The organism is Aeromonas sp. 130281, from assembly GCF_056642115.1.
Genome location: NZ_JBWVQS010000003.1, coordinates 393,261 through 416,469 on the forward strand (window position 1 = coordinate 393,261; position 23,209 = coordinate 416,469).

Below are 23,209 nucleotides of genomic sequence, written 5' to 3' on the forward strand. Positions count from 1 at the left end.
ACCGTGATGATGGACAGACCTCCCTTTTTCCGGGACAGGGTCACAGATGAGCAGGAGGCCAGGCGCCTCCTCTCTTTTGCCCGGCCGCTGACCCTGGCCCCTAAATCTTGCCTCTGGCACGCCGGTGACAGTCCGGATCTGCTGATCAGGGTGGAGCAGGGGTTGCTGCGTGCCAGGGTGGTGCTGGCGGATGGGCGGGAGTACATCAAGGAGTTCTACTGGGAGGGGGACGAGTTCCTCGACTTCCATCATCTGCTCAGTGGCGAACCCGCCCGCTACAGCGTGGAGGCGCTGGAGCCCTGCCGGTTGCAACTGTTCCAGCTGGCCGACCTGCGCCAGCTCTCCTGCTGGTCCGCCTGGTATCAGCACCTGCTGGAAGTGCAACTGCGCATCAAGGAAGAAAAAGAGCTGCTGCTCTTGACCGAGAGCCCCCAGGCCCGCTACCAGCACTTCCTGGAGTGCTTCCCCGCGCTGGATGCCAGGGTGCCGGATCACCAGATCGCCGCCTATCTCGGCATCAGCCCCATCAGCCTGAGCCGCATTCGCAAACGGCTTAAAAGTCTTAACAAAGGTTAATGCCGCCCTGGCTGCGCTCGCCTATGCTGGCAGGCCGAATTGATAAGGAGTTGCCGATGAACTGGATCCTGAAACCCTGGTCTGCACTGACCACGGACGAATTGTACGAGTTGCTGGCACTGCGGGCCGAGGTGTTCGTGGTGGAGCAGAGCTGCCCCTTCCAGGATCTGGATGGGGTGGATCGCCGGGACGGTGTGCTGCACCTGCTCGGTTATGAAGGCGATCATCTGGCCGCCTATGCCCGCATCATGGCCCCCGGCATCGGCGACGACAGTGGCGCCGCCATAGGCCGGGTGGTCACCTCTCCCCAGTCGAGAGGGGGCGGTCTGGGCCACAGCTTGCTCGATGAGGCGGTGACCGCCTGCACGGCCCGCTGGCCGGCGCACAGCATCTGGCTCGGTGCCCAGGCTCACCTGCAGGGCTTCTACGGCCAGCACGGCTTCACGCCGGAAGGGGAGGGTTATATCGAAGACGACATCCCTCACATGGGGATGCGCAAAGCCCCCTGAGTCGATGGCAAGTCCAGGGAGCCTTCATGAGCTGGCTCCCACATTGCTGCGACGCAAACGGGTATGATTTCGTCCCCTTGTTGATTGGAACCCCGTCGTGACCCTCCCCATCTTCGCGGCCATCTTGCTGGCCGCCTTGCTGCACGCCCTGTGGAATGCGCTGGCCAAGCGCCAGGCCGAGGGGCGTGTCAGCGTGTTGCTGGTCTCCCTCTGCTCCGGCCTCTTCTCCCTGCCTTTCCTGCCGCTGGTGGGGTGGCCTGCCCCGGTCGAGTATCCCTGGTTGGCACTCTCCATCCTGTTGCACTGCGGATATTGCCTCTTTCTCGGCCGGGCCTACCGTTTGGGGGAGTTTGGCCAGATCTATCCGCTGGCCCGTGGCAGCGCGCCCCTGGTGACTCTGCTGCTCGGCGCCCTGCTGCTGGGGGAGGTGCCCGGTGTCGTGGCTGTGGCGGGGGCCATGGTGCTGGTGGGCGGAGTCTTGCTGATGGCCTGGCGCGGCGGCATCCGGCTGGCGCCTGCGGCCCTGTGCGCCGTGCTGATCACGGCGCTGTTTACCGCCGCCTATACCCTGTCTGACGGGGTCGGGGCCCGCTCGGCGGGGGAGCCGATACGCTATACCCTCTGGCTCTTTACCCTGACGGCCCTGATGATGCCGCTGCTGATGAGATGGCAGAGCCGCACCGCCTTGCGCAGCCTGACCCGGGCCGAGTGGTATTCGGGCGCCCTGGGCGGCGCCCTCTCGCTGCTTGCCTATGGGATCGTCATCTGGGCCATGACCCTGGCTCCCATCGGGCTGGTGGCGGCGCTGCGCGAGAGCAGCGTGCTGTTTGCCGTGCTGCTCTCCTGGCTCTGGCTGGGGGAGCGGCTGGGGCGGGTCAGGCTGATGGCGGCCCTGGTGATCCTCTGCGGCATATTGTTGATCCGGCTTGGCTGATGGGGAGAAGCCGGATCTGTCGTCGACTCAGGGGGTGACTTCGGAGAGCAGGCTGAACCCCTCCTCTGCAGGGGAGAGCCGCACCCTGACCTGACCCAGCTCCGCCAGAGTGCCGGCATGGGTGCCGCCGCAGGGGATGGTCAGCTCTTTTCCCTCAAGCGTGCAGTGCCAGTAGCGGGAGTCGATGATGGCCTCGCCTGCGCGCGAGCGGCGGATCTCGCCCCCCGCAGCCAGCCAGCCGGCGAGTTGCCGGTTGACCGTTTCTTCTATCAGCGTCAGATCCGCCAGCAGCGCCTCGCCGTTGACCCCCTTCTTGCGCAGGCTCTTGCCGATGCGGTAGTGCTCCCGGGAGCCCAGGGGCTCGACCCGCGAGCTCTGGATGGCGAGGCGGTCGAAGTCGGGCTGATCCAGTGCATCGCGCTCGCTCACCTCCTTGCGCCAGTAAGGGACGAGTGCCCGGTTGAGGGCCAGCGCCACCAGATGGCAGCCGCTGTGGCCCAGACTCAGGGCGTGGCGGGCCTCGGCGTCCACAATCAGTTCCACCTGGGTGCCGATGGCATGCTGATGGGAGCCGGCGAGGGGATGCACCACCACGAAGGTCCAGCCCTCGGCGCCCCGCTTGACCGGAATATCCTGACCCACGAACAGCCTGCCTTCCGGGCTGATGGCCCCCATCCGGCAGGGGCCCACGGCCGCCTCGCCGCCATCCCAGCGCACAGTGCCCACATCCCCCGGTTGATCGGGCCAGAGGTGGCTCTGGGGGTGGAAGGGGGTGAGGTCGGTGACCAGCAGGCTGGGTTGCCCCTGCTCGCAATAGACGACGCTGGCCTGTTCCTGATGATGGCCCAGCACGAAGCTGACTCGGGTATGTTCCATGGCAAGGCTTCCGCAACGCGAAATGGAGAAGAGAAAGCGGCAGCATACGCCAAAGCGGGGGCCGGCTCATTAACCTCTGTTAACGAGCCGGCCCGAAGATGGCGGAGTGAGCACTAGATCATGGTGACCAGCAGATAGGCGTTGAGGCCGATCACCAGCGCGACGATGAGGCGACCGACTGCCTGGGTCAGCGGATGGTTGCGATGCTCCCCCATCAGGGCGCGATCGCCGGTCAGGATCAGCAGCGGAATGAGTGCGAGGGCTATGCCAAAACTCAGAATGACCTGGCTCAGCACCAGGATCTCCGTGGTGTTGAGTCCCATGGCGATCACCACGAAGGCGGGGGCCATGGTGATGGCCCGGCGCAGCCAGAGCGGTATGGTGAAGCGCACGAAGCCCTGCATCACCACCTGGCCTGCCAGGGTTCCGACCACGGTGGAGGAGATGCCGGACGCGACCAGAGACAGTCCGAACAGGGTGGCGGCAGCCTGACCCAGCAAGGGGGTGAGCGTCTGGTAGGCCGTTTCAAGCTCCGCCACCTGCTGGTGACCAGCGTCGTGGAAGGCCGCGGCGGCCATGGCCATCATGGCCAGGTTGACGAAGCCGGCTATGGTCATGGCGATGGCCACATCGACCCGGGTGCTGTGCAGCCGCTGGGAAAGGGTTCCCTGATCCTGGGTGTGCTGGGTCAGCGCCGAGTGGAGGTAGATGACGTGGGGCATGACTGTCGCCCCCAGCACGCCGGCGGCGAGATAGACGGCATCGCCGTTGGGCAGGCCGGGAAAGAGGGCGCCTTCCAGCAGGCTGGGCAGATGGGGACGGGAGAATACCAGCTCGACTATGTAGGCGGCGGCCACGAACAGCAGCAGACCGCCCACCACGAACTCCAGCGGCTTCTGGCCGCGGGATTGCAGCATGAGAATGCCCCAGGTGACCACGGCCGTGATGCAGGCCCCTTCCAGCAGGGTCACCCCGAACAGCAGCTTGAAGCCCACGGCCGCACCGATGAACTCGGCGAGATCCGTAGCCATGGCGATGATCTCCGCCTGCACCCAGTAGGCCCAGACTGCCGGTTTCGGCAGGCGATCGCGAATGTGCTCCGCCAGATTCTTGCCGGTGACTATGCCGAGCTTGGCGGAGAGGGTCTGCACCACCATGGCCATCAGGTTGGCCCAGACCACCACCCACAGCAGTTGATAACCAAAGGTGGAACCGGCCTGGATGTTGGTGGCGAAGTTGCCCGGATCTATGTAGCCGATGGCGGCGATGAAGGCGGGGCCAAGCAGGCTCAGCTTGAATTTGCGGGCCGGGATGGCCGTGGTCAATGCGGGTTGCATGGTGTCACCCTCCATAAGAGCATGGAGATAGAATAGATCTAAATGATAATTGTTATCAATTGAAGTTTTGCATCAGGTTCATCGACAAAAACATCTGCCGACGCCAGTTGCAGTGGGAGAGGCGATTTCGTACAATACGCCGCCCTAGAAAGCAGCGTCTAAACACCACTATGTTCCTTGCCTCCGAGGTCTGGCTGCACCTGGGCGGAGGCTGAATTAATCCGTAAGGAGCTAAAATGCGTCATTACGAAATCGTCTTCATGGTTCATCCGGACCAGAGCGAGCAAGTACCTGGCATGATCGAGCGTTACACCGGCGCTATCACCACCGCTGGTGGCACCATTCATCGCCTGGAAGATTGGGGCCGTCGTCAGCTGGCTTACCCGATCGACAAGCTGCACAAGGCTCACTATGTTCTGATGAACGTAGAAGCTGAGCAGGCCGTTATCGACGAACTGGAAACCAACTTCCGCTTCAACGATGCCGTTATCCGCAACATGATCATGCGCACCAAGCACGCCGTGACTGAAGTTTCTCCGATGGCCAAGGCCAAGGAAGAGCGCTTCACCCGTCGTGACGACGAGCGCCGCGAAGATGCTGTTGAAGCGTCTTCCGAAGAGTAATTCTTAGATCACCGCATTAGAGGATAAAGGCCATGGCACGTTATTTCCGTCGTCGTAAGTTCTGCCGCTTCACCGCCGAGAACGTTACCGAGATCGACTACAAAGATATCGTTACTCTGAAAAACTACGTCACTGAATCTGGCAAGATCGTACCGAGCCGTATCACCGGTACCCGCGCCAAGTATCAGCGTCAGCTGGCACGCGCCATCAAGCGTGCTCGTTACCTGGCTCTGCTGCCGTACACCGATCTGCACAACAAGTAAGAATCGGTCCGGCACTTAAGCCTAACTCAACTTTTATAGAGGAAAGGTAATGCAAGTTATCCTGCTCGACAAAATCGCCAAACTGGGCGGTCTGGGTGATCAAGTCGCTGTTAAAGCTGGCTACGCCCGTAACTATCTGATCCCGCAAGGCAAAGCCGTTATGGCTACCAAGGCCAACATCGAGACCTTCGATGCTCGCCGTGCTGAACTGGAAGCCAAGCTGGCTGCCGGTAAAGCTGCCGCTGAAGAGCGCGCTGCCAAGCTGGGTGAACTGGCTGCCGTTGTCATCGCTTCCAAGTCTGGCGACGAAGGCAAGCTGTTCGGTTCCATCGGTACCCGTGACGTGGCTGAAGCCATCACTGCTGCCGGCGTCGCCGTTGCCAAGAGCGAAGTCCGTATGGGCAACGTTCTGCGTAACACCGGCGAGTACGAAGTTGTTGTTCAGCTGCACGCTGACGTCAAGGCAACCGTACAGATCCAGGTTGTTGCTCTGTAATAGCGATTCGCTTTGCAGAAAAAACCCGCGCACATGCGCGGGTTTTTTTCTTTTTGAATCAAAGGGGATCCAGGGGTAAAGTGAGGTTCTGTTCCTCTGTAGGAGAACCTGTATGGCAGCCTGGGTCGAAGGTCGGGTACTCGAGCGCATCGAGTGGACGCCCACCCTGTTTTCCCTGCGCATAGCGGCGGAGCTCGCCCCCTACAAGGCGGGGCAATTTACCAAGCTGGCCCTGCAACGGGGCGAGCAGCGGATCCAGCGCGCCTACTCCTTCGTCAATCCCCCCTCTGCCCCCTATCACGAATTCTATCTGGTGGAGATCCCGGATGGCGAACTGACTCCCTCTCTTGGTGCCTTGCAACCGGGGGATACCTTGCTGGTTCAGTCTCAGGCCACGGGGTTCCTGACCCTGGACGAACTCCCGCCGGGACGGGATCTCTGGCTGCTCTCCACCGGCACGGCCATAGGCCCCTTCCTCGCCATGCTGGCGGAGGGGGAGGCCTTCGAGCGTTTCGAGAATCTGGTGCTGGTGCACGGGGTGCGCAAGGGGGAGGAGCTCACCTATCAGGGCCTGATCACCAGCCTGGTCGAGCAGTATGGGCCCCGTTTTCACTACGTGCCCTTCGTCAGCCGCGAGCCCTGGCCCGGTGCGCTGCCAGGCCGGATCCCGGCGGCCATCGCCAGCGGCGAGCTGCAGGCCAGGGTCGGGCTCCCCTTCTCGGCCGAGCACAGCCAGGTCATGATCTGCGGCAATCCCGCCATGGTGAAGGAGACGCAGCTAACCCTGCTGGATCTCGGTCTTGCCAAGAACCTGCGCCGGGCCCCCGGCAACATCAGCATGGAAAACTACTGGTAGACGCCAGCAGGGGACGGTCAGCGACCTATCTTGTCACCGTCGTGCTTGCCGGAGCCCTCGGCGAAGGCGCTGTCGCCCGGTGGCGACCGTCTGATGCCCTGTGCTTCCTGATGGGCACCGGGATCCTGGGCGGCGCCGCGTCGGGCAAGAGGGGCTTCAAATGCTGCGCCGCTGTTCAATAGCCGGGCAAGCAGATGGGAGACGGTGTTGCGCATGATGGCCTCGATGACGGCTGGAGGAGAGGCAGTCTATCGTCGCCAGCCTTAACCGGGGCGGAACGGCACCTTGGCATCATTGCGTGGATCTGGTGAGAAATGAGCTGCTAACGTTTGTGAAATGGCCTGGTTCATGCTTTTTTGCCAAGGGTATCAAGGTGTTCCATTGAGCCTTGGCTGGCAGGATGGCAGTCGCCGGTACTCGTGAGCCGAGCGTAGAATATGGCGGCCACTGCCTGCAGCTGCGACCGCATTCAGGGGCCGGAGCCCCCGAACCATCACTTTTTGTTGCCTTTCCCGTTGCCTTTTTCTTTGTGCTTCCCGTTATCGTTGCCGTCCCAGCCGCTCTTGTCGTGGCCCTTGCCCGGGTTGTTGCCGCTGTGGATGCTGCGGTTGTAGTGGTCGCGATACTTGCCATCCATGTCGTCGCAGTTGAGCTTGATGCGGCTGCTGCGGGTACTGACATCCAGGCAGTTGTCCTGCCACCAGCCGTACTCCTTGTCGTCCCAGTCCAGGCTGACCTGGCCCCGATCGGTGGAGATCCTGACGTCGTCGTTGCTCTTGGAGGGAGGGGCCGCAAAGGCGACACCCTGAGCCATCAGCAGGGCGCACAACAGGGCGCACCTGTGCATGATGGCACTGCGCTTGAAGCGGGTCATATCAGAGATACTCCTGGGTGACGGGTCACTCTTCCTGGCTGGTCGGGACCTGGTTGCTGCTGGGGGGCTGGTTGCGAGGCGTCTCATCATCCAGGTTGAGCTTCGTGCCCTTGCAATCGGGCGAGGTCTCCTCACCGACCCCCAGATCGAGACAGCCGGTCTGCGACCAGTCAAATTGCGTGTCATTCCAGTCCAGTTTGAAGGTGAGCGCGTCAACGGAGAAAGTTTGATCCCCCTGCTCCTGAGCCTGGGCCGATGAGGTGGAGGTGCCGGCAACCAGAAGTAGGGAGAGCAGCAGCGTAGTCGTTCTGTTCATGATGGCCTCGGATAATGGCAATAGGGAGTCAGTGTAGCGCGCCGGGCTGAACCCGGGCACAACGAAAACATGCCCTGCAAGTCTGAGGTCGATTGTAGCGGTTTTCTGCTGCCGATTTGTCCGTTTTGGTCGCACTATGGACAGCTGGTTATCCATATGAAGGAATTCAGGTATTTGCCCTTCTCTCCGACCGCCCGGTGACTATAATCGGCAGCCAACTTTTCCTGCACGGCACTCCCTCTTCATCATGACCACACAGGCTCCTGCCGCATTGCGCTATCCCAAGGGCTGGTTCGCACTGACCACGGTATACAGTTTTACCGGGTTGGCCATTCTGGCCTCCATCGTCTTCTCCCTGCTGCTGTTTCTCTCCATCGACGACAACCCGCTGATGAAGTGGCTGTTTGGCGGCCTGGCCATCATCTTCGAGCTGGGCAAGTTCTATGTCTGGTATGAATACGGCGAGTGCAAGGCGAGGCGGGATCTCGGCGGAGCCTTCTGGTCGCTGCTGTTTTACAGCGTGCTGGCCGCCATCTCCATAGGTGGCAGCATAGGCGGCATCAACAGCGCCACCAATACCATCCTGAGCCAGCAGGCGCGCCACGAGCGGGAGATCGCCCGTTTCGACGAGCAGATCGCCAGCATAGAGCGGCAGATCCAGCTCAACGAGGAGGCGGCGCGCAAGTACATAGAGATGGCGCGGATCTCCAGCGGCGTGAGCGGGCTGCAGCAGGCCAACACCCGGCTCAGGCTGAAGCAGGATGAGTTGCGCCAGGAGCGTGACGCCAAGCCTGTCAATGAGCAGTCCTCCATGCTGGGGCTGATGAGCAGCCTGGCGGACGGGGTGGGCATGAGCATCAGCCAGGTGCAGTTCCTGCTGGTCTGCTTCCTCTCCGTGTTGCTGGATGCGTTCGGTGCCTTTTTCGTCAGCCTGATCGGCGAGGAGAACCGCTTCCGCCGCCAGTGGCAGTGGTTGCGGGCGCGAGAGCGGGCCGAGGCTCGCGCGAGCGAGTCAGCTGTCGCCGCGCCCATGGTGGTGAGCAGACCCGAGCCCGCACCTGCCGTGGTGGCCCAGGTGCGCAGCGCGCTGGAGAGCGGCGAGCTCAAGTGCAGCAAGCGCAAGGTGGCAGAGGCTCTCTCCCTCTCGCTGGAAGAGGTGGACAGGGTGTTCCAGCATCTGATGGCCGAGGGCGTGCTGGGGCAGGGCAGCAACCGCCACTACCACCTCAGTGCGCAGGTGGGTTGAGATCCGGGCCACCTCAGGGTGGCCTTTTTGTTGCCGCAGGGGGCGTCAGTGGGTGAGCACCATCATCAGGCTGAAGAAGGCGGCCAGTCCCCCACCTATGCCGATGATCCAGTAAAACCCCTTGGCACCCTGCTTGAGCGGAATGCGGAAGTAGAGCAGAAATGCCCACCACCCCAGGGCCAGCAACAGAGGAATAAGAAACATTCGAGCCATGGTGTCCTCGCTGTTATTCTGTTGATCCTTGATCAATCAACAGGATGGATTGTGCAATGACGCAGCTACAGATTACCGCATTCGGCGACCCCTCGGTACTTAAGCTCAACCCCTCCCTCGACAAGGTGCCCGCCGAGGGGGAAGTCCGGGTGCGCATCTGCTTTGCGGGGGTCAACCCCATCGATGCCAAGACCCGGGCCGGCCTCGGCTGGGCGGCGGCCCAGAACAAGGACAAGCTGCCCTGGACCCCGGGCTATGACGTCTCCGGCGTGGTGGAGAAGGTCGGCCCCCATGTCACCACCCTGGTGGAAGGGGATGCGGTGTGCGGCATGGTCGGCTTTCCCCTGACGGCCGGTGGCTATGCGGAATCTGTGGTGGTACGCGAAGACGAGCTGGTCAGGCTCGACGGGGTCAGCCTCAAACAGGGGGCCGCGCTGCCCCTGGCGGGTCTCACCGCCTGGCAGGGACTGTTCGAACACGGTGCCCTCAAGGGCGGACAGCGGGTGCTGATCCTGGCGGGTGCCGGTGGCGTGGGCCATCTGGCGGTGCAGTTTGCCGCCGCCTACGGGACCCAGGTCGTGGTCACGGCCGGGCCTGACAACCACAGCTTCCTGCACGGGCTGGGGGCCAGCCAGATGGTGGATTACCACGACGCCGACTGGCCTTCACAGGTGGTGGCGGCCGGCGGCCCGGTGGATCTGGTGCTGGATCTGGTGGGGGGCGAGAGCGGCAAGGCGGCACTGGCCTGCGTCAAACCGGGTGGCCGCATGGTGACTGTGCCCACCATCACGGCCCAGCAGATCAAGGAGGCGGGGGCCGAGGCGGGCATAGAGGTGCTCGGCATGCTGGTTCACCCCGATCAAAAACAGCTGACCCAGGTGCTGATGCTGCTGCGTCAGGGGGATGTGCATATCACCATCTCCGGTGAATATGCGTTGGCGGAAGGGGCGCTGGCCCATGGCGCCATCGAGGGCGGCCATGTGCGGGGCAAGCTGCTGCTGCGCATGCCTGCCGCCGACGGCCAGCCCGGATGAACGACATTGCCGAGATGGGGCTGGGCTGGCTGTTTCTGAGCGCCTTCACCTCGGCCACCCTGCTGCCCGGCAGCTCGGAAGTGCTGCTGGGGGCAATGACCACCCGGGGAGAGTGGAGCATGGCCAGCCTGCTGCTGTGGGCGACGCTGGGCAACACCCTGGGCTCCATGACCACCTGGTGGCTGGGCCGGCTCGCCACATTGAAGAAAAAACCGGAAGATTTTCAAGGCCGTGGGGAACAAAAGGCGCTCGCCTGGCTCAAACAACATGGTCACTGGTGCCTGCTGCTCGCCTGGACGCCGGTGATCGGCGATGGCCTCTGCCTGCTGGCCGGTTGGCTTCGCTTCTCCTTCTGGCGCTCTCTCATCCTGATCGGGCTCGGCAAATTGTTTCGTTATGCCCTGGTGTTTCTGCTGGCCAGCCAGATCTTCTAGCCCATTCTTGTCACTCACGAGGTAACCGTGAACAAACTCATTCCATTAAGCATTCTCCTGGGATTTTCCCTGCCCGTGCTGGCAGCGCCCACCCTGGTGTCCGAGCAGGTCAAGCAGGAAGGCAAGCTCGGCATTCCCTATCAGATGTACAGGCTGGACAACGGCCTGACCGTGATCCTGGCGCCGGACAAGTCTGATCCCCTGGTGCACCTGGATGTCACCTATCACGTGGGGTCGTCGCGCGAGACGGTCGGCAAGTCGGGGTTTGCCCACTTCTTCGAGCACATGATGTTCCAGGGCTCCAAGCACGTTGGTGATCAGGAGCACATGCGGATCATCAACGAGGCCGGTGGCGAGATGAACGGCACCACCAACAAGGACAGGACCAACTATTTCGAGACGGTACCGGCCAATCAGCTGGAGAAGGTGCTCTGGCTGGAGGCGGATCGCATGGGCTTCCTGCTCGATGCGGTGAGCCAGAAGAAGTTCGAGATCCAGCGCGCCACCGTCAAGAACGAGCGGGCCCAGCGCATCGACAACCAGCCCTACGGCCTGCTGAGCGAGAGGGTGGGGGAGGCGCTCTATCCGCGCACCCATCCCTACTCCTGGCAGCCCATCGGCTATGTGGAGGATCTGGACAGGGTCGATGTGAACGACCTCAAGCAGTTCTTCCTGCGCTGGTATGGCCCGAACAACGCCACCCTCACCCTGGGGGGCGACTTCGACACCCAGCAGGCGCTGGCCTGGATTGAGCAGTACTTCGGCCCCATCCCCCGTGGCCCCGAGGTGGCCGAGCCGACGCCCCAGCCTGCGACCCTGCCCGAGACCCGCTATGTGACGCTGGAAGACAAGGTGCACCTGCCGCTGCTCTATATCAGCTACCCGACCGTGTCCCTTGGCGATCCGCAGGAGCCGGCGCTGGACATCTTTGCCGACGTGCTCGGCGGCTCCGCCAGCTCCATGCTCTATCAGTCCCTGGTCAAGACCGGCAAGGCCATCGAGGTGGGGGCCTCCCACTCCTGCGAAGAGCTGGCCTGTACCCTGGCGGTCTACGCCTATCCGAACCCGGCGGTGGATGGCAGCCTCAAGACCCTCAAGGGGGAAGTGGACAAGGTGATCGGCGAGTTTGCCGGTCGCGGCATCAAGCCCGAGGATCTGGAGAAGGCCATCAGCAGCTATCGCGCCTCGGCCATCTGGGGGCTGGACAGCGTGTCCGGCAAGGTGAGCCAGCTCGCCATGGGGCAGGTGCTGGCCCAGGATCCCAACTATGTGTTCAAGAACCTGGATGCCATAGGTCAGGTGAACGCCCAGCAGGTCAAGGCGGCCTACGACAAGTTCATCGCGAACAAGCCGGCCGTGGTGCTGAGCGTGGTGCCCAAGGGCAAGACCCAGTGGCAGGCGGGCACGCCCAACTTCACCCCGGCCAAGCGCGAGCTGCCGGATTACAGCCAGCATGGGGAGCCGCTGGCCCAGCAAACGATCAAGGACAGCTTCGATCGCAGCGTGCAGCCCAGGACGGCGGAGGCGGTCAGCGTCAAGGTGCCGGCCATCTGGCACGGCAAGCTGGACAAGGGTATCGAGATCATCGGCACCCGGAGTGACGAGATCCCGGCCGTCTCCATCATGATCGCCCTGCCTGGCGGCATCCGGGCCGAGGGCAAGGGCGAGCTGGGGCTGGCCAGCCTCACCGCCGCCATGCTGGGGCAGGGGACGGCGCGCCTCTCCGAGGCCGAGCTCAGCGACGAGCTGCAAAAGCTCGGCGCCAGCATCAGCGTCTCGACCGCCCAGTACAACAACCTCATCACCATCAGCAGCCTGACCGACAAGCTGCCCCAGACGCTGGCGCTGGTGCGCGAGGTGCTGCTGCAACCCGGCCTGCGGGAGGCGGACTTCGAGCGGCTCAAGGCGCAGATGCTGCAAGGCATGAAGCAGAGCGAGCAGCAGCCCGAGTGGCTGGCGGGGCAGGCGTTCCGTGAGCTGGTGTACGGCAAGCAGAACCGCCTCGGCCAGCCGACCGACGGGGTGCTGACCGACGTCGAGAAGCTGACCCTGGCAGACGTGAAGCGCTTCTATCACGCCTACTACAACCCGACCAACGCCAAGGTGGTGGTGACCGGGGATGTGACCCAGCAGCAGGTCGAACGGCAGCTCGGCTTCCTCACCCAGTGGCAGGGGGCGGCGCCGACCCTGGGGGATCTCAAGCTCAAGGGGGAGCAGGCCAAGCCGGGCATCTACCTGGTGGACAAGCCGGGGGCACCCCAGTCGGTGATCCGCATCGGCCGGCGTGCCATGCCGTTTGACACCACGGGGGATTACTTCGTCGCCAACCTGATGAACTTCAACCTGGGGGGCAACTTCAACAGCCGCATCAACCTCAACCTGCGGGAAGACAAGGGCTACACCTATGGTGCCAGCTCGGGCTTCCAGGCGAACCGCGAGGCCGGCGTGTTCGCCACCGGCGCCAACGTGCGCACCGATGCCACCGCGGATGCCATCCGTCAGTTCCTCAAGGAGATGGATGGCTACCGCGGGAGCGGACCCACCCCGGTGGAGCTGGCCTACATGCGCAGCGCCGTCTCCCAGCAGGATGCCCTCTCCTACGAGACGCTTGGCCAGAAGGCGGGCTTCCTGCTGCAGATGATCATGTACGACCTGAAGCCGGACTATGTGCAGGCCCAGAGCCAGCTGATCAAAACGGTGTCGCCCGAGACGCTAAAAGCCAGTGCGGCACGCTGGCTGGACCCGGCCGACATGGTGATTGTGGTGGTGGGGGACAAGCAAAAGCTTGAAAAACCCTTGAGCGAGCTTCATCTTCCCATCTATCCGCTGCAACTGCCCTGAGGGGCGTTGCAAAAAAATGAGCGCCGCCCCAGGTGGGGCGGCCATACATGAGCCGTGAATATGACTACTACTAGCTTGTCGCTCACCGAGTTGCTGGCTGCGCTGGGTACCCCGGATCGGGTGACCGCCCTCAAGGGGATTCGGCGCGGGATCGAACGTGAATGTCTGCGCATCACCCCAGAAGGGACCCTGGCCCAGACCGATCACCCCAGAGGCCTGGGGTCGGCCCTGACCCATGCCAACATCACCACCGACTACTCCGAGAGCCTGCTGGAGTTCATCACCCCGGCGACCGACTCCATCGAGAGCCTGATCGAGCAGCTTGGCGACATCCATCGCCACGCCATTCATCACCTGGGGGATGAGCGGATCTGGCCGCTTTCCATGCCCTGCTTCGTCGGTGACGAGGAGAGCATCCGCCTGGCCCAGTACGGCAGCTCCAACATAGGCCGGATGAAGACCCTCTATCGCCAGGGCTTGAAGAACCGCTACGGCAGCCTGATGCAGGTGATCGCCGGGGTGCACTTCAACTTCTCCATGCCGGACAGCTTCTGGTGCGAGTGGCAGGACCTGGTGGGCGAGGGGTGCTGCAGCCAGCGCTTCATCTCCGACAAGTACATGGGGCTTATTCGCAACGTCTACCGCTTCGGCTGGCTGGTGCCCTACCTGTTCGGCGCCTCCCCGGCCATCTGCGACTCCTTCCTCAAGGGGCGCAAGAGCAGCCTGCCGTTCCAGAAGATTGGCAAGGGGACCCTCTATCTGCCCTATGCCACCGCCCTGCGCCTGTCCGATCTCGGTTATACCAACAGCGCCCAGGCGGGGCTCAAGATCAGCCACGACAACCTGCCGGCCTATGTCAGCAGCCTGCGCCGCGCCATCAACACCCATGATCCCGAGTTTGCCAAGATAGGGGTCAAGGTGAACGGCGAGTACCGCCAGCTCAACGACAACGTGCTGCAGCTGGAGAACGAGCTGTATGCCCCTATCCGGCCCAAGCGCACCCCCCGCAGCGGCGAGAAGCCCTCGGATGCGCTGGAGCAGCGCGGCATCGAGTACATCGAGCTGCGCACCGTGGACGTCAATCCCTTCACGCCGTTCGGCATCGAGGTGGATCAGATCCGCTTCTTCGATCTGTTCCTGGTCTGGTGCCTGCTGCGCCCGTCTCCCGTGCTGGGTGACGAGGAGATTGCCCGCAACCGTCGCAACCAGAACAAGGTGGTGCTGGAAGGGCGCCGCCCCGGTCTCGAGCTTGAAGACGAGCAGGGCAATGCCATCGGCCTCAAGGAGTACGGGCTCAAGCTGTTCGACGAGCTGGCCCAGGTCGCCGAGCTGCTGGATCGCTGCTGTGGTCGCAACCGCTACCGCGAGACCCTGGCCATGCACCGCGAGAAGCTGCTCAACCCCGAGCTGACCTACTCCGCCCGCCTGCTCAAGCAGTTGCTGGAAAGCGGCCAGGACAACGGCTGCTTCGGCGACGCCCTGGCGAGCCGTTACCGGGAAGAGATGCTGAGCGGTGAGCTGCAGTACTGGGATGAGGCCTACTTCGCCGGCGAGGCGCGGGACTCCCTGGCCAAGCAGCGGGAGCGGGAGCGCAGTGACAGCCTCTCCTTCGATGACTTCCTCGCCGACTATTTCGGCACCCGGCAGACCAGCTGAAGACCTGCCCCTGATGACGAGAGCCGCTCCCTTGAGCGGCTTTTTTATGGGCGTAGAGGTGGGATCTGGCCCGCAGCGGGCATAAAAAAACGGCCCCGAGGGGCCGTCTGCAAGGAGTGACGCGTCATCAGAGGATGAGACCGCCGAAGAAGAAGCCCAGCGCCACTGCCATGGCGATGGTGGCCACGCCCGGGATGAAGAAGGGGTGGTTGAATACCGCCTTGCCAATCCGGGTGGAGCCGGTGTCGTCCATCTCGACCGCCGCCAGCAGGGTCGGGTAGGTCGGCAGCACGAACAGGGCGCTCACGGCGGCGAAGGAGGCGATGGCCGCCAGCGGGCTGACGCCCAGGGCCAGCGCGGCCGGCATCAGTGCCTTGGTGGTGGCACCCTGGGAGTAGAGCAGCATGGAGGAGAAGAACAGCACCACGGCCAGCAGCCAGCTGTACTGGCTCAGCAGATCGCCGGCGAACGCCTGGATCTCGACCATGTTGCCCTTCACGAAGACGTTGCCGAGCCAGGCCACACCCAGCACGCAGATACAGGCGGACATACCGGACTTGAAGGTGGGCATGTTGGTGATCTGGGCGGCGTCCAGCTTGCAGAACAGCACCATCAGGGTGGCGGCGGAGAGCATGATGCCCATGATGGCGCCATCGCGGGGGATGGGCGGGCTGCTGATCAGACCCACGTTGCCGGAGATGGCGGTGGCATAGGCCATGACGGCGACGATGGCGACAATGAAGATGCCGACGGAGAGCTTGGCGTAAGGCTTGAGTTCCACCTTGCTGGTGCCGCGCAGCTTGATCAGGCCCTTGGCTTTGCGCTCCAGATAGACTTCATCCTGCTCCAGCGGCTTGCCCAGCATGTTGGCCACGAAGGCCCCCAGCAGACAGGCGATGAAGCTGGACGGGATGCAGATGGCCAGCAGGGTCAGGTAGTCGACACCGAGGGGCTCCAGCATGCCGGAGAAGGCAACCACGGCCGCCGAGATGGGGGAGGCGGTGATGGCGATCTGGGAGGCAACGACCGCGATGGAGAGCGGACGGGACGGGCGAATGCCCTGCTCCTTGGCCACCTCGGCGATCACCGGCAGGGTGGAGAAGGCGGTGTGACCTGTCCCGGCCAGCATGGTCATCAGGTAGGTGACGACAGGGGCGGCGAAGGTGATGTGCTTGGGATTCTTGCGCAGTGCCTTCTCGGCCAGGTGCACCAGGTAGTCCATCCCGCCGGCGAGCTGCATGCAGGCGATGGCGCAGATGACGGACGCGATGATCATGATCACGTCCCAGGGCAGGTAGGTCACCAGCTGATCGCTCGGGATGGGCATGCCCAGACCCCAGGTCAGCACCAGCACCCCCAGACCACCGGCAAAGCCGATGCCGATGCTGCCTATCCGGGCCCCCAGATAGATAGCGGCGAGCACCACAAGTAACTCGATTCCAATCATAGCGAACACTCCATTTTCCAGTTTTTTTAGGTTTTATTAGGCAGAAAGCCAATTCCCGACGGGACTAGCAGGAGGCCGCTCGGGAACTGACTCTATGGGGCCGGGATATACCCGGCCCAGGATTCCGTTTATACGGTGGCTTCGCGGGTGTAACGCTTGGCCTTGTATTGCGGATTCATCAGGTTCTCGATGGAGAGGATCTCGTCCAGCTGCTCGGCGGTCAGCAGGCCGCGCTCAAGCACGACTTCGCGGACGTTCTTGCCGGTCTGGGCACAGATCTTGCCGACGATGTCACCTTCGTGGTGACCGATGAAGGGGTTCAGGTAGGTCACAATGCCGATGGAGTTCAGCACGTGGTTCATGCAGATGTCCGGGTTGGCGGTGATGCCTTCCACGCACTTCTCGCGCAGGGAGATGCAGGCTTTTTCCATCAGGCTAAGGGATTCGAACATGGCCTGACCAATCACCGGCTCCATGACGTTCAGCTGCAGCTGACCGGCTTCGGCGGCGAAGGTGATGGTGACGTCGTTGCCGAATACCTTGAAGCAGGACTGGTTGACCACTTCCGGGATGACCGGGTTGACCTTGGCCGGCATGATGGAAGAGCCCGCCTGCATTTCCGGCAGGTTGATCTCTTTGAGCGCGGTACGGGGGCCCGAGGAGAGCAGACGCAGGTCGTTGCAGATCTTGGACATTTTCATGGCCAGACGCTTGATGGCGCCGTGCAGCATCACATAGGCGCCGCAGTCGGAGGTCGCTTCGATGAGATCCTCTGCCGGCACATAGGCACGACCGGTGATCTCGGCCAGACGCTTGATTGCCAGGGCGGAGTACTCGGGCGGGGTGTTCAGGCCGGTACCTATGGCGGTGGCGCCCAGGTTCACTTCCAGCAGCAGCTCCTGGCAACGCTTGATGGACTTGATCTCTTCGCGCAGGGTGACAGCGAAGGCATGGAACTCCTGACCCAGGGTCATGGGGACGGCATCCTGCAGCTGGGTACGACCCATCTTCAGAATGCTCTTGAACTCGGCAGCCTTGGCATCGAAGGCAGCGATCAGCGCTTCCAGGGCATGCAGGGTGGTGTCGGTGCTGTTGACCACGGCCACGCGGAAGCCTGTGGGGTAGGCGTCGTTGGTGGACTGGCACTTGTTGACGTGATCGTTGGGGTTGATGACGTCGTAACGGCCCTTCTCCAGACCCATCAACTCGAGGGCGATGTTGGCCAGCACTTCGTTGGTGTTCATGTTGACGGAGGTACCGGCGCCGCCTTGATAAACGTCGACCGGGAACTGGTCGAAGCACTTGCCGGTGTTCAGCATCAGGTCACAGGCTTCGATGATCTTGTCAGCGATCTCGGGACGTATGGTGCCCAGCTCACCGTTGGCCAGTGCGGCGGCCTTCTTGGTCAGCACCATGCCACGGACAAATTCGGGAACGTCAGAAATCTTCTGAGTGCTGATCTTGAAGTTCTCGACGGCGCGCAGGGTGTGCACACCGTAATAGAGATCGTTGGAAACTTCTTTGGTGCCCAGCAGGTCTTCTTCAATGCGGACGTTCTTGATGTCGCTCATTGTAATGCCTCAGAAATCAGATAAATGGAAACGATCCTCACCGAGTGGTCGCGACTTCCTTACGCACATTTCATCCTGAAGCACCACACATCGGGTGGGGCAGTGGGGAGCCGATGGCGCCCTGTGCAATGACTGGGATAGATCTTACCTCAATTGAGGTATCTGATATTAGACTTGGATCACTAAATTTGAGGCAACCCCAAATATCTTGTGGTCATTAAACAGATATTGCAATTGAGCGATTAACTTTGACAGAACAATCACTTCAATCACAGTTGGGCGACCAAATATTTCTCCCGAATCCGGGTTGTCTGACGCCGCGGACTTGAAAAACCGGCATGGCTCCCCATTTTAGTGACAAGAGACCTGCGCGATGGCGAGTTGGCATGGGCCATACTCCGCTCACTGCGTGATGGCAGGTTCATTTATTCACCGCACTGAGGTTGCTATGGGCAAGTTGTTACTGTTGTTGGTTGGCCTGGTATTGCTGGAGCTCACCGTGATGATAGAGGTGGGCTCGGTGATAGGCGCCTTGCCGACCGTGGGCCTGCTGGTACTGACCGCGGTGCTGGGCTCTTCCCTGGTGCGCAGCGAAGGGATCAAGACCCTGTTCAGCGCCCAGCAGAAGATGCAGCAGGGCGAGATGCCGGGCCGCGAGGTGATGGGCGGCATGATGCTGGCGCTGGCCGGTCTGCTGCTGATCATTCCGGGATTCGTGACCGACTTCTTCGGCATCCTGCTGCTGCAGCCCTGGCTGCGCAACAGGCTGGCCGACAAGCTGGTGGGCAGCAGCCAGTTCAGGATGCAGATGGGGGGCTTTCAGGCACAGCAACCGCCGTTCGGGGCGCGCCCAGGCGAGGGGCAGCCGGATCAGGCCAAGGGTGGCGGAACCACGATTGAAGGGGAATTTGAACGCAAAGAGTGAGTGAACGGAATCGGCCGCCATATCGGGGGCCTCGCCGTCAGGGGTGGACCTGATGGCAGAGCCCCTCAAACCTGCGGTGGGCATAGCCCCAGGCCAGCAGTCCCGCTGCCAGGTTTGCCAGCAATATTCCCAGATAGATCCCCTGCTCTCCCCCCAGTTTTGCCCCCAGCCAGGCCCCTGGCAGCAAGAAGACGAACAGCCGCATGCCGTTGAAGACGAATGATACCGTCGAGGCTCTGACGCCATTGAGGGCCGAGGCCAGCAACATCACCATGCCCTGAAAACCGTAGCCGATGGGCACCAGATGCAGATAGAGCACGATGAGGCGCACGACTTGCGGGTGATCGCTGAACAGGTTGGCGATAAGGGGGGCCAGCAGCCAGACGAGGCCGTAGATGGCGAGCTGGAACAGCAGGGCGAACCGCATGCAGAGCAGCAGAGCGGCCCTGGCCCTCGCCGGATTGCCCGCCCCGCAGTTCTGCGAGACGAAGGGGGCCAGCACGGAAGAGAGTGCCATCATCACGATCAGCAGCAGCGCCTCTACCCTGGAGGCGGCGCCGTAGGCGGCGACCACCTCGGTACCCAGGCCGGCGAAGATGACCATCAGCACGGCATTGGCCAGCGGGTTGAGCATGTTGGTAAACGATGCAGGCACGGCCACCTGCAGCAGGGCGCGCCAGTGGGCCAGCAGCCGCGGGCGAGGGGAGAGGCGCCATGACAGCAGTTGCTCCCGCTGGCGCAGTATGTGCAGGCTGACCAGCATGGCCATCAGCCAGGAGAGGGAAGTGGCGATGGCGGCGCCGCGGATGCCCCACTCGGGGAAAGGACCGGGCCCGAAGATGAGCAGGGGATCCAGCACCCCGTTGACCAGGCCGGCTACCCCCATCACCAGGCTGGGGGTCTTGGTATCCCCCGTGGTCCGGATGGCGGCATTGCCGACCATGGGGATGACCAGCATGGGCACGGTCAGATACCAGATGAGCATGTAGTCGTGGATCAGCGAAATGAGCTCGGCACTGGCCCCCAGCAGGGTAAAGAGAGGCTCTATGGTCAGCGCCCCCAGCACGGCGAGCAGGGTCACCAGGATGACGGCGAGGAACAGGCAGTCGGTGGTGATGCGGGCGGCCTCGTCGTGACGGCCCTGGCCCAGGGCATGGCCGAGCAGGGCGCACAGTCCCGCTCCCAGCCCCATGGTGAGGGAGGTGACCACGAAGGTGACCGGGAAGGTGAAACTGATGGCGGCGAGCGCCTCCGTGCCCAGCATGCCGATAAAGAAGGTATCGACCAGGTTGAAGGCGAGGATGGCAACGATGCCGAGGATCATGGGCCCCGTCATGCGCAGCAGCACTGGCGTCATGGGGGCGGTCAGCATGGGGTTGGGTCGGCTCAAGGCAGGGTCTCTATGTGCTCTGGGCCGAAATGCTGGCCGCGTCCATCCGCCTTCCTGATTGGGGGTGGGTGATCCATCGAAGATACTCATAGTACGTGAAAATATTTTTTTTGTATTTGCCCTTGAAGGGCTACCCATATTGCCCCAGATCAGGGGCATAACAAATTTGGCCGACTGCGGCCATTCCTCAAGCAACACAGAGACTCATTTTGGGAGAGTTATCGATGAAAATTCGTCCACTGCACGACCGCGTCATCATCAAGCGCATCGAAGCTGAAGCCAAATCCGCTGGCGGCATCGTCTTGACTGGCACTGCGGCCCAGAAGTCCACCCGTGGTGAAGTTCTTGCCGTGGGGACTGGCCGAATTCTGGACAATGGCGATGTCAAAGCCCTCGCCGTCAAGGTGGGTGACAAGGTGATCTTCAACGAAGGCTACGGCGTGAAGACCGAGAAGCTGGATGGCCAGGACGTGCTGATCCTGTCCGAGACCGACATCCTGGCGATTGTCGAAGAGTAATCACCTCCCCCCCCTTTTTCCCGAATTGATTTAAGGACTGAAGAACATGGCAGCTAAAGAAGTTAAGTTTGGCAACGAAGCCCGCATCAAGATGCTGGAAGGCGTCAACATCCTGGCCGACGCCGTCAAGGTGACCCTGGGCCCGAAAGGCCGCAACGTGGTACTGGACAAGTCCTTCGGTGCCCCGACCATCACCAAGGATGGCGTCTCCGTTGCCCGCGAGATCGAGCTGGAAGACAAGTTCCAGAACATGGGCGCCCAGATGGTCAAGGAAGTCGCTTCCAAGGCCAACGACGCCGCCGGTGACGGTACCACCACTGCGACCGTACTGGCGCAAGCCATCGTCAACGAAGGCCTGAAGGCCGTCGCCGCCGGCATGAACCCCATGGATCTGAAGCGCGGTATCGACAAGGCCGTCGTGGCCGCTGTCGCCGAGCTGCAGGCCCTGTCCCAGCCGTGCGCCGACAACAACGCCATCGCCCAGGTCGGCACCATCTCCGCCAACTCCGACGAGAAAGTGGGTGCACTGATCGCCGAGGCGATGGACAAGGTCGGTCGTGACGGCGTGATCACGGTGGAAGACGGTCAGGGTCTGGAAGACGAGCTGGCTGTGGTAGAAGGCATGCAGTTCGACCGTGGCTACCTCTCCCCCTACTTCATCAACAAGCCGGAAACCGGTTCCGTCGAGCTGGATGACCCCTTCATCCTGCTGGTGGACAAGAAGATCTCCAACATCCGCGAAATGCTGCCGGTGCTGGAAGGCGTGGCCAAGGCGGGCAAACCGCTGATCATCGTGGCCGAAGACGTGGAAGGTGAAGCGCTGGCGACCCTGGTGGTCAACACCATGCGCGGCATCGTGAAAGTCGCCGCCGTCAAGGCGCCGGGCTTCGGTGACCGTCGCAAGGCCATGCTGCAGGATATCGCCATCCTGACCGGCGGTACCGTGATCTCCGAAGAAGTGGGTATGGAGCTGGAAAAAGCGACCCTGGAAGATCTGGGCCGTGCCAAGCGCATCGTCATCACCAAAGAGAACACCACCATCATCGATGGCGTGGGTGATGCCGCCCTGATCGAGAGCCGCGTGGCTCAGATCCGTCAGCAGATCGAAGATACCTCTTCCGATTACGACCGTGAGAAGCTGCAAGAGCGCGTGGCCAAGCTGGCCGGCGGTGTTGCCGTCATCAAGGTTGGCGCTGCCACCGAAGTCGAGATGAAAGAGAAGAAAGCCCGTGTTGACGATGCCCTGCACGCCACTCGCGCTGCCGTAGAAGAAGGCGTGGTTGCCGGTGGTGGTGTGGCGCTGGTGCGCGTGGCCGCCAAGCTGGCCTCCCTGCGTGGTGACAACGAAGACCAGAACGTGGGTATCAAGGTTGCCCTGCGCGCCATGGAAGCTCCGCTGCGTCAGATCGTCATCAACGCCGGCGAAGAAGCCTCCGTCATTGCCAACGCCGTGAAGAACGGTGAGGGTAACTTCGGCTACAACGCCTACACCGAACAGTACGGTGACATGCTGGCCATGGGCATCCTGGATCCGACCAAGGTGACCCGTTCTGCCCTGCAGTTCGCCTCTTCCATCGCCGGCCTGATGATCACCACAGAGTGCATGATCTCCGAGCTGCCGAAGAAAGATACCCCTGCCATGCCTGATATGGGTGGCATGGGCGGTATGGGTATGATGTAATTCCGTCATAGTCATCAAACGGCTCGCTTTTGCGGGCCGTTTTTTTTAGTGCTACTAAGCTGAAGTTGTTGATAGTGAAATGATCTGAGGTGAGCATGCGAACATTAGGTTTGATCCCGTTACTGTTTTCCCTTGTCGTTCCCACCATGGCATTGGCCGCTCCCGAGGGGCCGGTGATCCTCAAGGTGACGGGGAATCTGGATCCCGCAAATCCGGCTGATGGTGAGGTTGATTTCGACATGGCCATGATCCAGGCCCTGCCACAGCATGAGATAGTGACGAGCAATCCCTGGGTGGATAAACCGCACAAATACGTGGGGCCCAGGCTGGCGGACGTGCTGACGGCGGTGAAGGCCAACGGCAAGAGCATCACGCTCACCGCCTTGAATAGTTTCCAGATCCGGATCAACTGGGATAAGGTCAGGCAATACGATCCCATCCTGGCCTGGCAGGATGATGGGGTGACCATGCGGGTACGTGACAAGGGGCCGCTCTGGTTTATTCTGCCGCTGGATCAGCATCCCGAACTCAAGCGATCCGAGTTCACCGACATGATGATCTGGCAACTGAGCGCAATCGATATTCAGCAGTAA

At 62.1% G+C, this 23,209-nt stretch carries 25 protein-coding genes; 16 read left to right on the forward strand and 9 right to left on the reverse strand.

What is annotated here, in order from left to right; translation table 11 throughout:
• Positions 1-9 precede the first annotated feature (9 nt).
• The 3 genes from AC1IN8_RS11735 to AC1IN8_RS11745 all read left to right on the forward strand — a co-directional run bounded on the left by AC1IN8_RS11735 (position 10) and on the right by AC1IN8_RS11745 (position 2,019).
• Positions 10-576 (forward strand): Crp/Fnr family transcriptional regulator, encoded by a 567-nt coding sequence (locus AC1IN8_RS11735; protein WP_479758933.1) that lies wholly within the window; start codon positions 10-12, stop codon positions 574-576.
• A gap of 56 nt (positions 577-632) precedes the next feature.
• Positions 633-1,085: a GNAT family N-acetyltransferase gene (locus AC1IN8_RS11740; RefSeq protein ID WP_319912180.1), complete on the forward strand. Its 453-nt coding sequence runs from the start codon at positions 633-635 to the stop codon at positions 1,083-1,085.
• A gap of 97 nt (positions 1,086-1,182) precedes the next feature.
• Complete coding sequence (locus tag AC1IN8_RS11745; RefSeq protein WP_247627239.1) at positions 1,183-2,019, forward strand: EamA family transporter; 837 nt, start codon at positions 1,183-1,185, stop codon at positions 2,017-2,019.
• A gap of 27 nt (positions 2,020-2,046) precedes the next feature.
• Here the strand turns inward: AC1IN8_RS11745 and AC1IN8_RS11750 are convergent, their stop codons facing one another.
• Positions 2,047-2,895 (reverse strand): alanyl-tRNA editing protein, encoded by an 849-nt coding sequence (locus AC1IN8_RS11750; RefSeq protein ID WP_479758916.1) that lies wholly within the window; start codon positions 2,893-2,895, stop codon positions 2,047-2,049.
• A 113-nt stretch (positions 2,896-3,008) separates the two neighbouring features.
• Positions 3,009-4,232, reverse strand: coding sequence for an Nramp family divalent metal transporter (locus AC1IN8_RS11755; protein WP_479758917.1), 1,224 nt, complete (start codon positions 4,230-4,232; stop codon positions 3,009-3,011).
• 236 nt (positions 4,233-4,468) lie between these two features.
• Between AC1IN8_RS11755 and rpsF the strand changes: the two genes are divergently transcribed.
• From rpsF to AC1IN8_RS11775, 4 genes are all read left to right on the forward strand, one after another.
• Entirely contained in the window at positions 4,469-4,855 is a 387-nt protein-coding gene (rpsF, locus tag AC1IN8_RS11760) for a 30S ribosomal protein S6 (RefSeq protein WP_005331771.1), read from the forward strand.
• A 32-nt stretch (positions 4,856-4,887) separates the two neighbouring features.
• Positions 4,888-5,118, forward strand: a complete 231-nt coding sequence (rpsR, locus tag AC1IN8_RS11765; protein ID WP_005313392.1) for a 30S ribosomal protein S18 — start codon at positions 4,888-4,890, stop codon at positions 5,116-5,118.
• 49 nt (positions 5,119-5,167) lie between these two features.
• Positions 5,168-5,614, forward strand: coding sequence for a 50S ribosomal protein L9 (gene rplI / locus AC1IN8_RS11770; protein WP_005331773.1), 447 nt, complete (start codon positions 5,168-5,170; stop codon positions 5,612-5,614).
• 112 nt (positions 5,615-5,726) lie between these two features.
• The gene (locus AC1IN8_RS11775) at positions 5,727-6,470 is read left to right on the forward strand and encodes a ferredoxin--NADP reductase (protein ID WP_247627236.1); all 744 of its coding nucleotides are present in this window, start codon (positions 5,727-5,729) and stop codon (positions 6,468-6,470) included.
• Positions 6,471-6,487: 17 nt separating this feature from the next.
• Here AC1IN8_RS11775 and AC1IN8_RS11780 read toward each other — a convergent pair whose 3' ends face one another.
• The 3 genes from AC1IN8_RS11780 to AC1IN8_RS11790 all read right to left on the reverse strand — a co-directional run bounded on the left by AC1IN8_RS11780 (position 6,488) and on the right by AC1IN8_RS11790 (position 7,660).
• Positions 6,488-6,685 (reverse strand): hypothetical protein, encoded by a 198-nt coding sequence (locus tag AC1IN8_RS11780; protein ID WP_247627235.1) that lies wholly within the window; start codon positions 6,683-6,685, stop codon positions 6,488-6,490.
• Between the two features lie 278 nt (positions 6,686-6,963).
• A complete protein-coding gene (locus AC1IN8_RS11785; protein ID WP_479758918.1) occupies positions 6,964-7,344 on the reverse strand; it encodes a hypothetical protein in 381 nt (126 codons plus the stop codon).
• Between the two features lie 25 nt (positions 7,345-7,369).
• Positions 7,370-7,660 (reverse strand): hypothetical protein, encoded by a 291-nt coding sequence (locus AC1IN8_RS11790; protein ID WP_193558737.1) that lies wholly within the window; start codon positions 7,658-7,660, stop codon positions 7,370-7,372.
• Between the two features lie 247 nt (positions 7,661-7,907).
• Between AC1IN8_RS11790 and AC1IN8_RS11795 the strand changes: the two genes are divergently transcribed.
• Positions 7,908-8,906, forward strand: a complete 999-nt coding sequence (locus AC1IN8_RS11795; protein WP_479758919.1) for a Preprotein translocase subunit SecY — start codon at positions 7,908-7,910, stop codon at positions 8,904-8,906.
• A gap of 45 nt (positions 8,907-8,951) precedes the next feature.
• Here the strand turns inward: AC1IN8_RS11795 and AC1IN8_RS11800 are convergent, their stop codons facing one another.
• Complete coding sequence (locus AC1IN8_RS11800; RefSeq protein ID WP_162472074.1) at positions 8,952-9,119, reverse strand: hypothetical protein; 168 nt, start codon at positions 9,117-9,119, stop codon at positions 8,952-8,954.
• Positions 9,120-9,175: 56 nt separating this feature from the next.
• Here AC1IN8_RS11800 and AC1IN8_RS11805 point away from each other — a divergent pair, with 56 nt between their 5' ends.
• From AC1IN8_RS11805 to gshA, 4 genes are read left to right on the forward strand one after another with little or no spacing between them, the layout of a single operon-like run.
• Positions 9,176-10,153 (forward strand): NADP-dependent oxidoreductase, encoded by a 978-nt coding sequence (locus AC1IN8_RS11805; RefSeq protein ID WP_479758920.1) that lies wholly within the window; start codon positions 9,176-9,178, stop codon positions 10,151-10,153.
• Complete coding sequence (locus tag AC1IN8_RS11810) at positions 10,150-10,587, forward strand: YqaA family protein (RefSeq protein WP_139436772.1); 438 nt, start codon at positions 10,150-10,152, stop codon at positions 10,585-10,587. Before AC1IN8_RS11805 ends, AC1IN8_RS11810 begins: the two co-directional genes overlap by 4 nt.
• A gap of 27 nt (positions 10,588-10,614) precedes the next feature.
• The gene (locus tag AC1IN8_RS11815; protein ID WP_479758921.1) at positions 10,615-13,428 is read left to right on the forward strand and encodes a M16 family metallopeptidase; all 2,814 of its coding nucleotides are present in this window, start codon (positions 10,615-10,617) and stop codon (positions 13,426-13,428) included.
• 60 nt (positions 13,429-13,488) lie between these two features.
• Positions 13,489-15,084: a glutamate--cysteine ligase gene (gene gshA / locus AC1IN8_RS11820; RefSeq protein WP_139436767.1), complete on the forward strand. Its 1,596-nt coding sequence runs from the start codon at positions 13,489-13,491 to the stop codon at positions 15,082-15,084.
• Between the two features lie 127 nt (positions 15,085-15,211).
• On the opposite strand, the gene AC1IN8_RS11825 is transcribed toward gshA, so the two are convergent.
• Positions 15,212-16,531, reverse strand: coding sequence for an anaerobic C4-dicarboxylate transporter (locus AC1IN8_RS11825; RefSeq protein ID WP_202047385.1), 1,320 nt, complete (start codon positions 16,529-16,531; stop codon positions 15,212-15,214).
• A gap of 128 nt (positions 16,532-16,659) precedes the next feature.
• A complete protein-coding gene (gene aspA / locus AC1IN8_RS11830) occupies positions 16,660-18,102 on the reverse strand; it encodes an aspartate ammonia-lyase (protein ID WP_139436763.1) in 1,443 nt (480 codons plus the stop codon).
• A 448-nt stretch (positions 18,103-18,550) separates the two neighbouring features.
• Between aspA and AC1IN8_RS11835 the strand changes: the two genes are divergently transcribed.
• Positions 18,551-19,027, forward strand: a complete 477-nt coding sequence (locus AC1IN8_RS11835) for an FxsA family protein (protein ID WP_205641007.1) — start codon at positions 18,551-18,553, stop codon at positions 19,025-19,027.
• Between the two features lie 37 nt (positions 19,028-19,064).
• Here AC1IN8_RS11835 and AC1IN8_RS11840 read toward each other — a convergent pair whose 3' ends face one another.
• Positions 19,065-20,399 (reverse strand): MATE family efflux transporter, encoded by a 1,335-nt coding sequence (locus AC1IN8_RS11840; RefSeq protein ID WP_247627433.1) that lies wholly within the window; start codon positions 20,397-20,399, stop codon positions 19,065-19,067.
• Positions 20,400-20,641: 242 nt separating this feature from the next.
• On the opposite strand from AC1IN8_RS11840, the gene AC1IN8_RS11845 reads away from it, so the two are divergent.
• From AC1IN8_RS11845 to AC1IN8_RS11855, 3 genes are all read left to right on the forward strand, one after another.
• On the forward strand, positions 20,642-20,935 hold the full coding sequence (locus AC1IN8_RS11845; RefSeq protein ID WP_005309514.1) for a co-chaperone GroES: 294 nt from the start codon (positions 20,642-20,644) through the stop codon (positions 20,933-20,935).
• A gap of 46 nt (positions 20,936-20,981) precedes the next feature.
• On the forward strand, positions 20,982-22,616 hold the full coding sequence (gene groL, locus AC1IN8_RS11850) for a chaperonin GroEL (RefSeq protein ID WP_025325745.1): 1,635 nt from the start codon (positions 20,982-20,984) through the stop codon (positions 22,614-22,616).
• A gap of 95 nt (positions 22,617-22,711) precedes the next feature.
• Positions 22,712-23,209 carry a putative pterin-binding protein gene (locus tag AC1IN8_RS11855; protein WP_139436757.1) on the forward strand — a complete coding sequence of 166 codons (498 nt, stop codon included), beginning with the start codon at positions 22,712-22,714 and terminating at the stop codon, positions 23,207-23,209.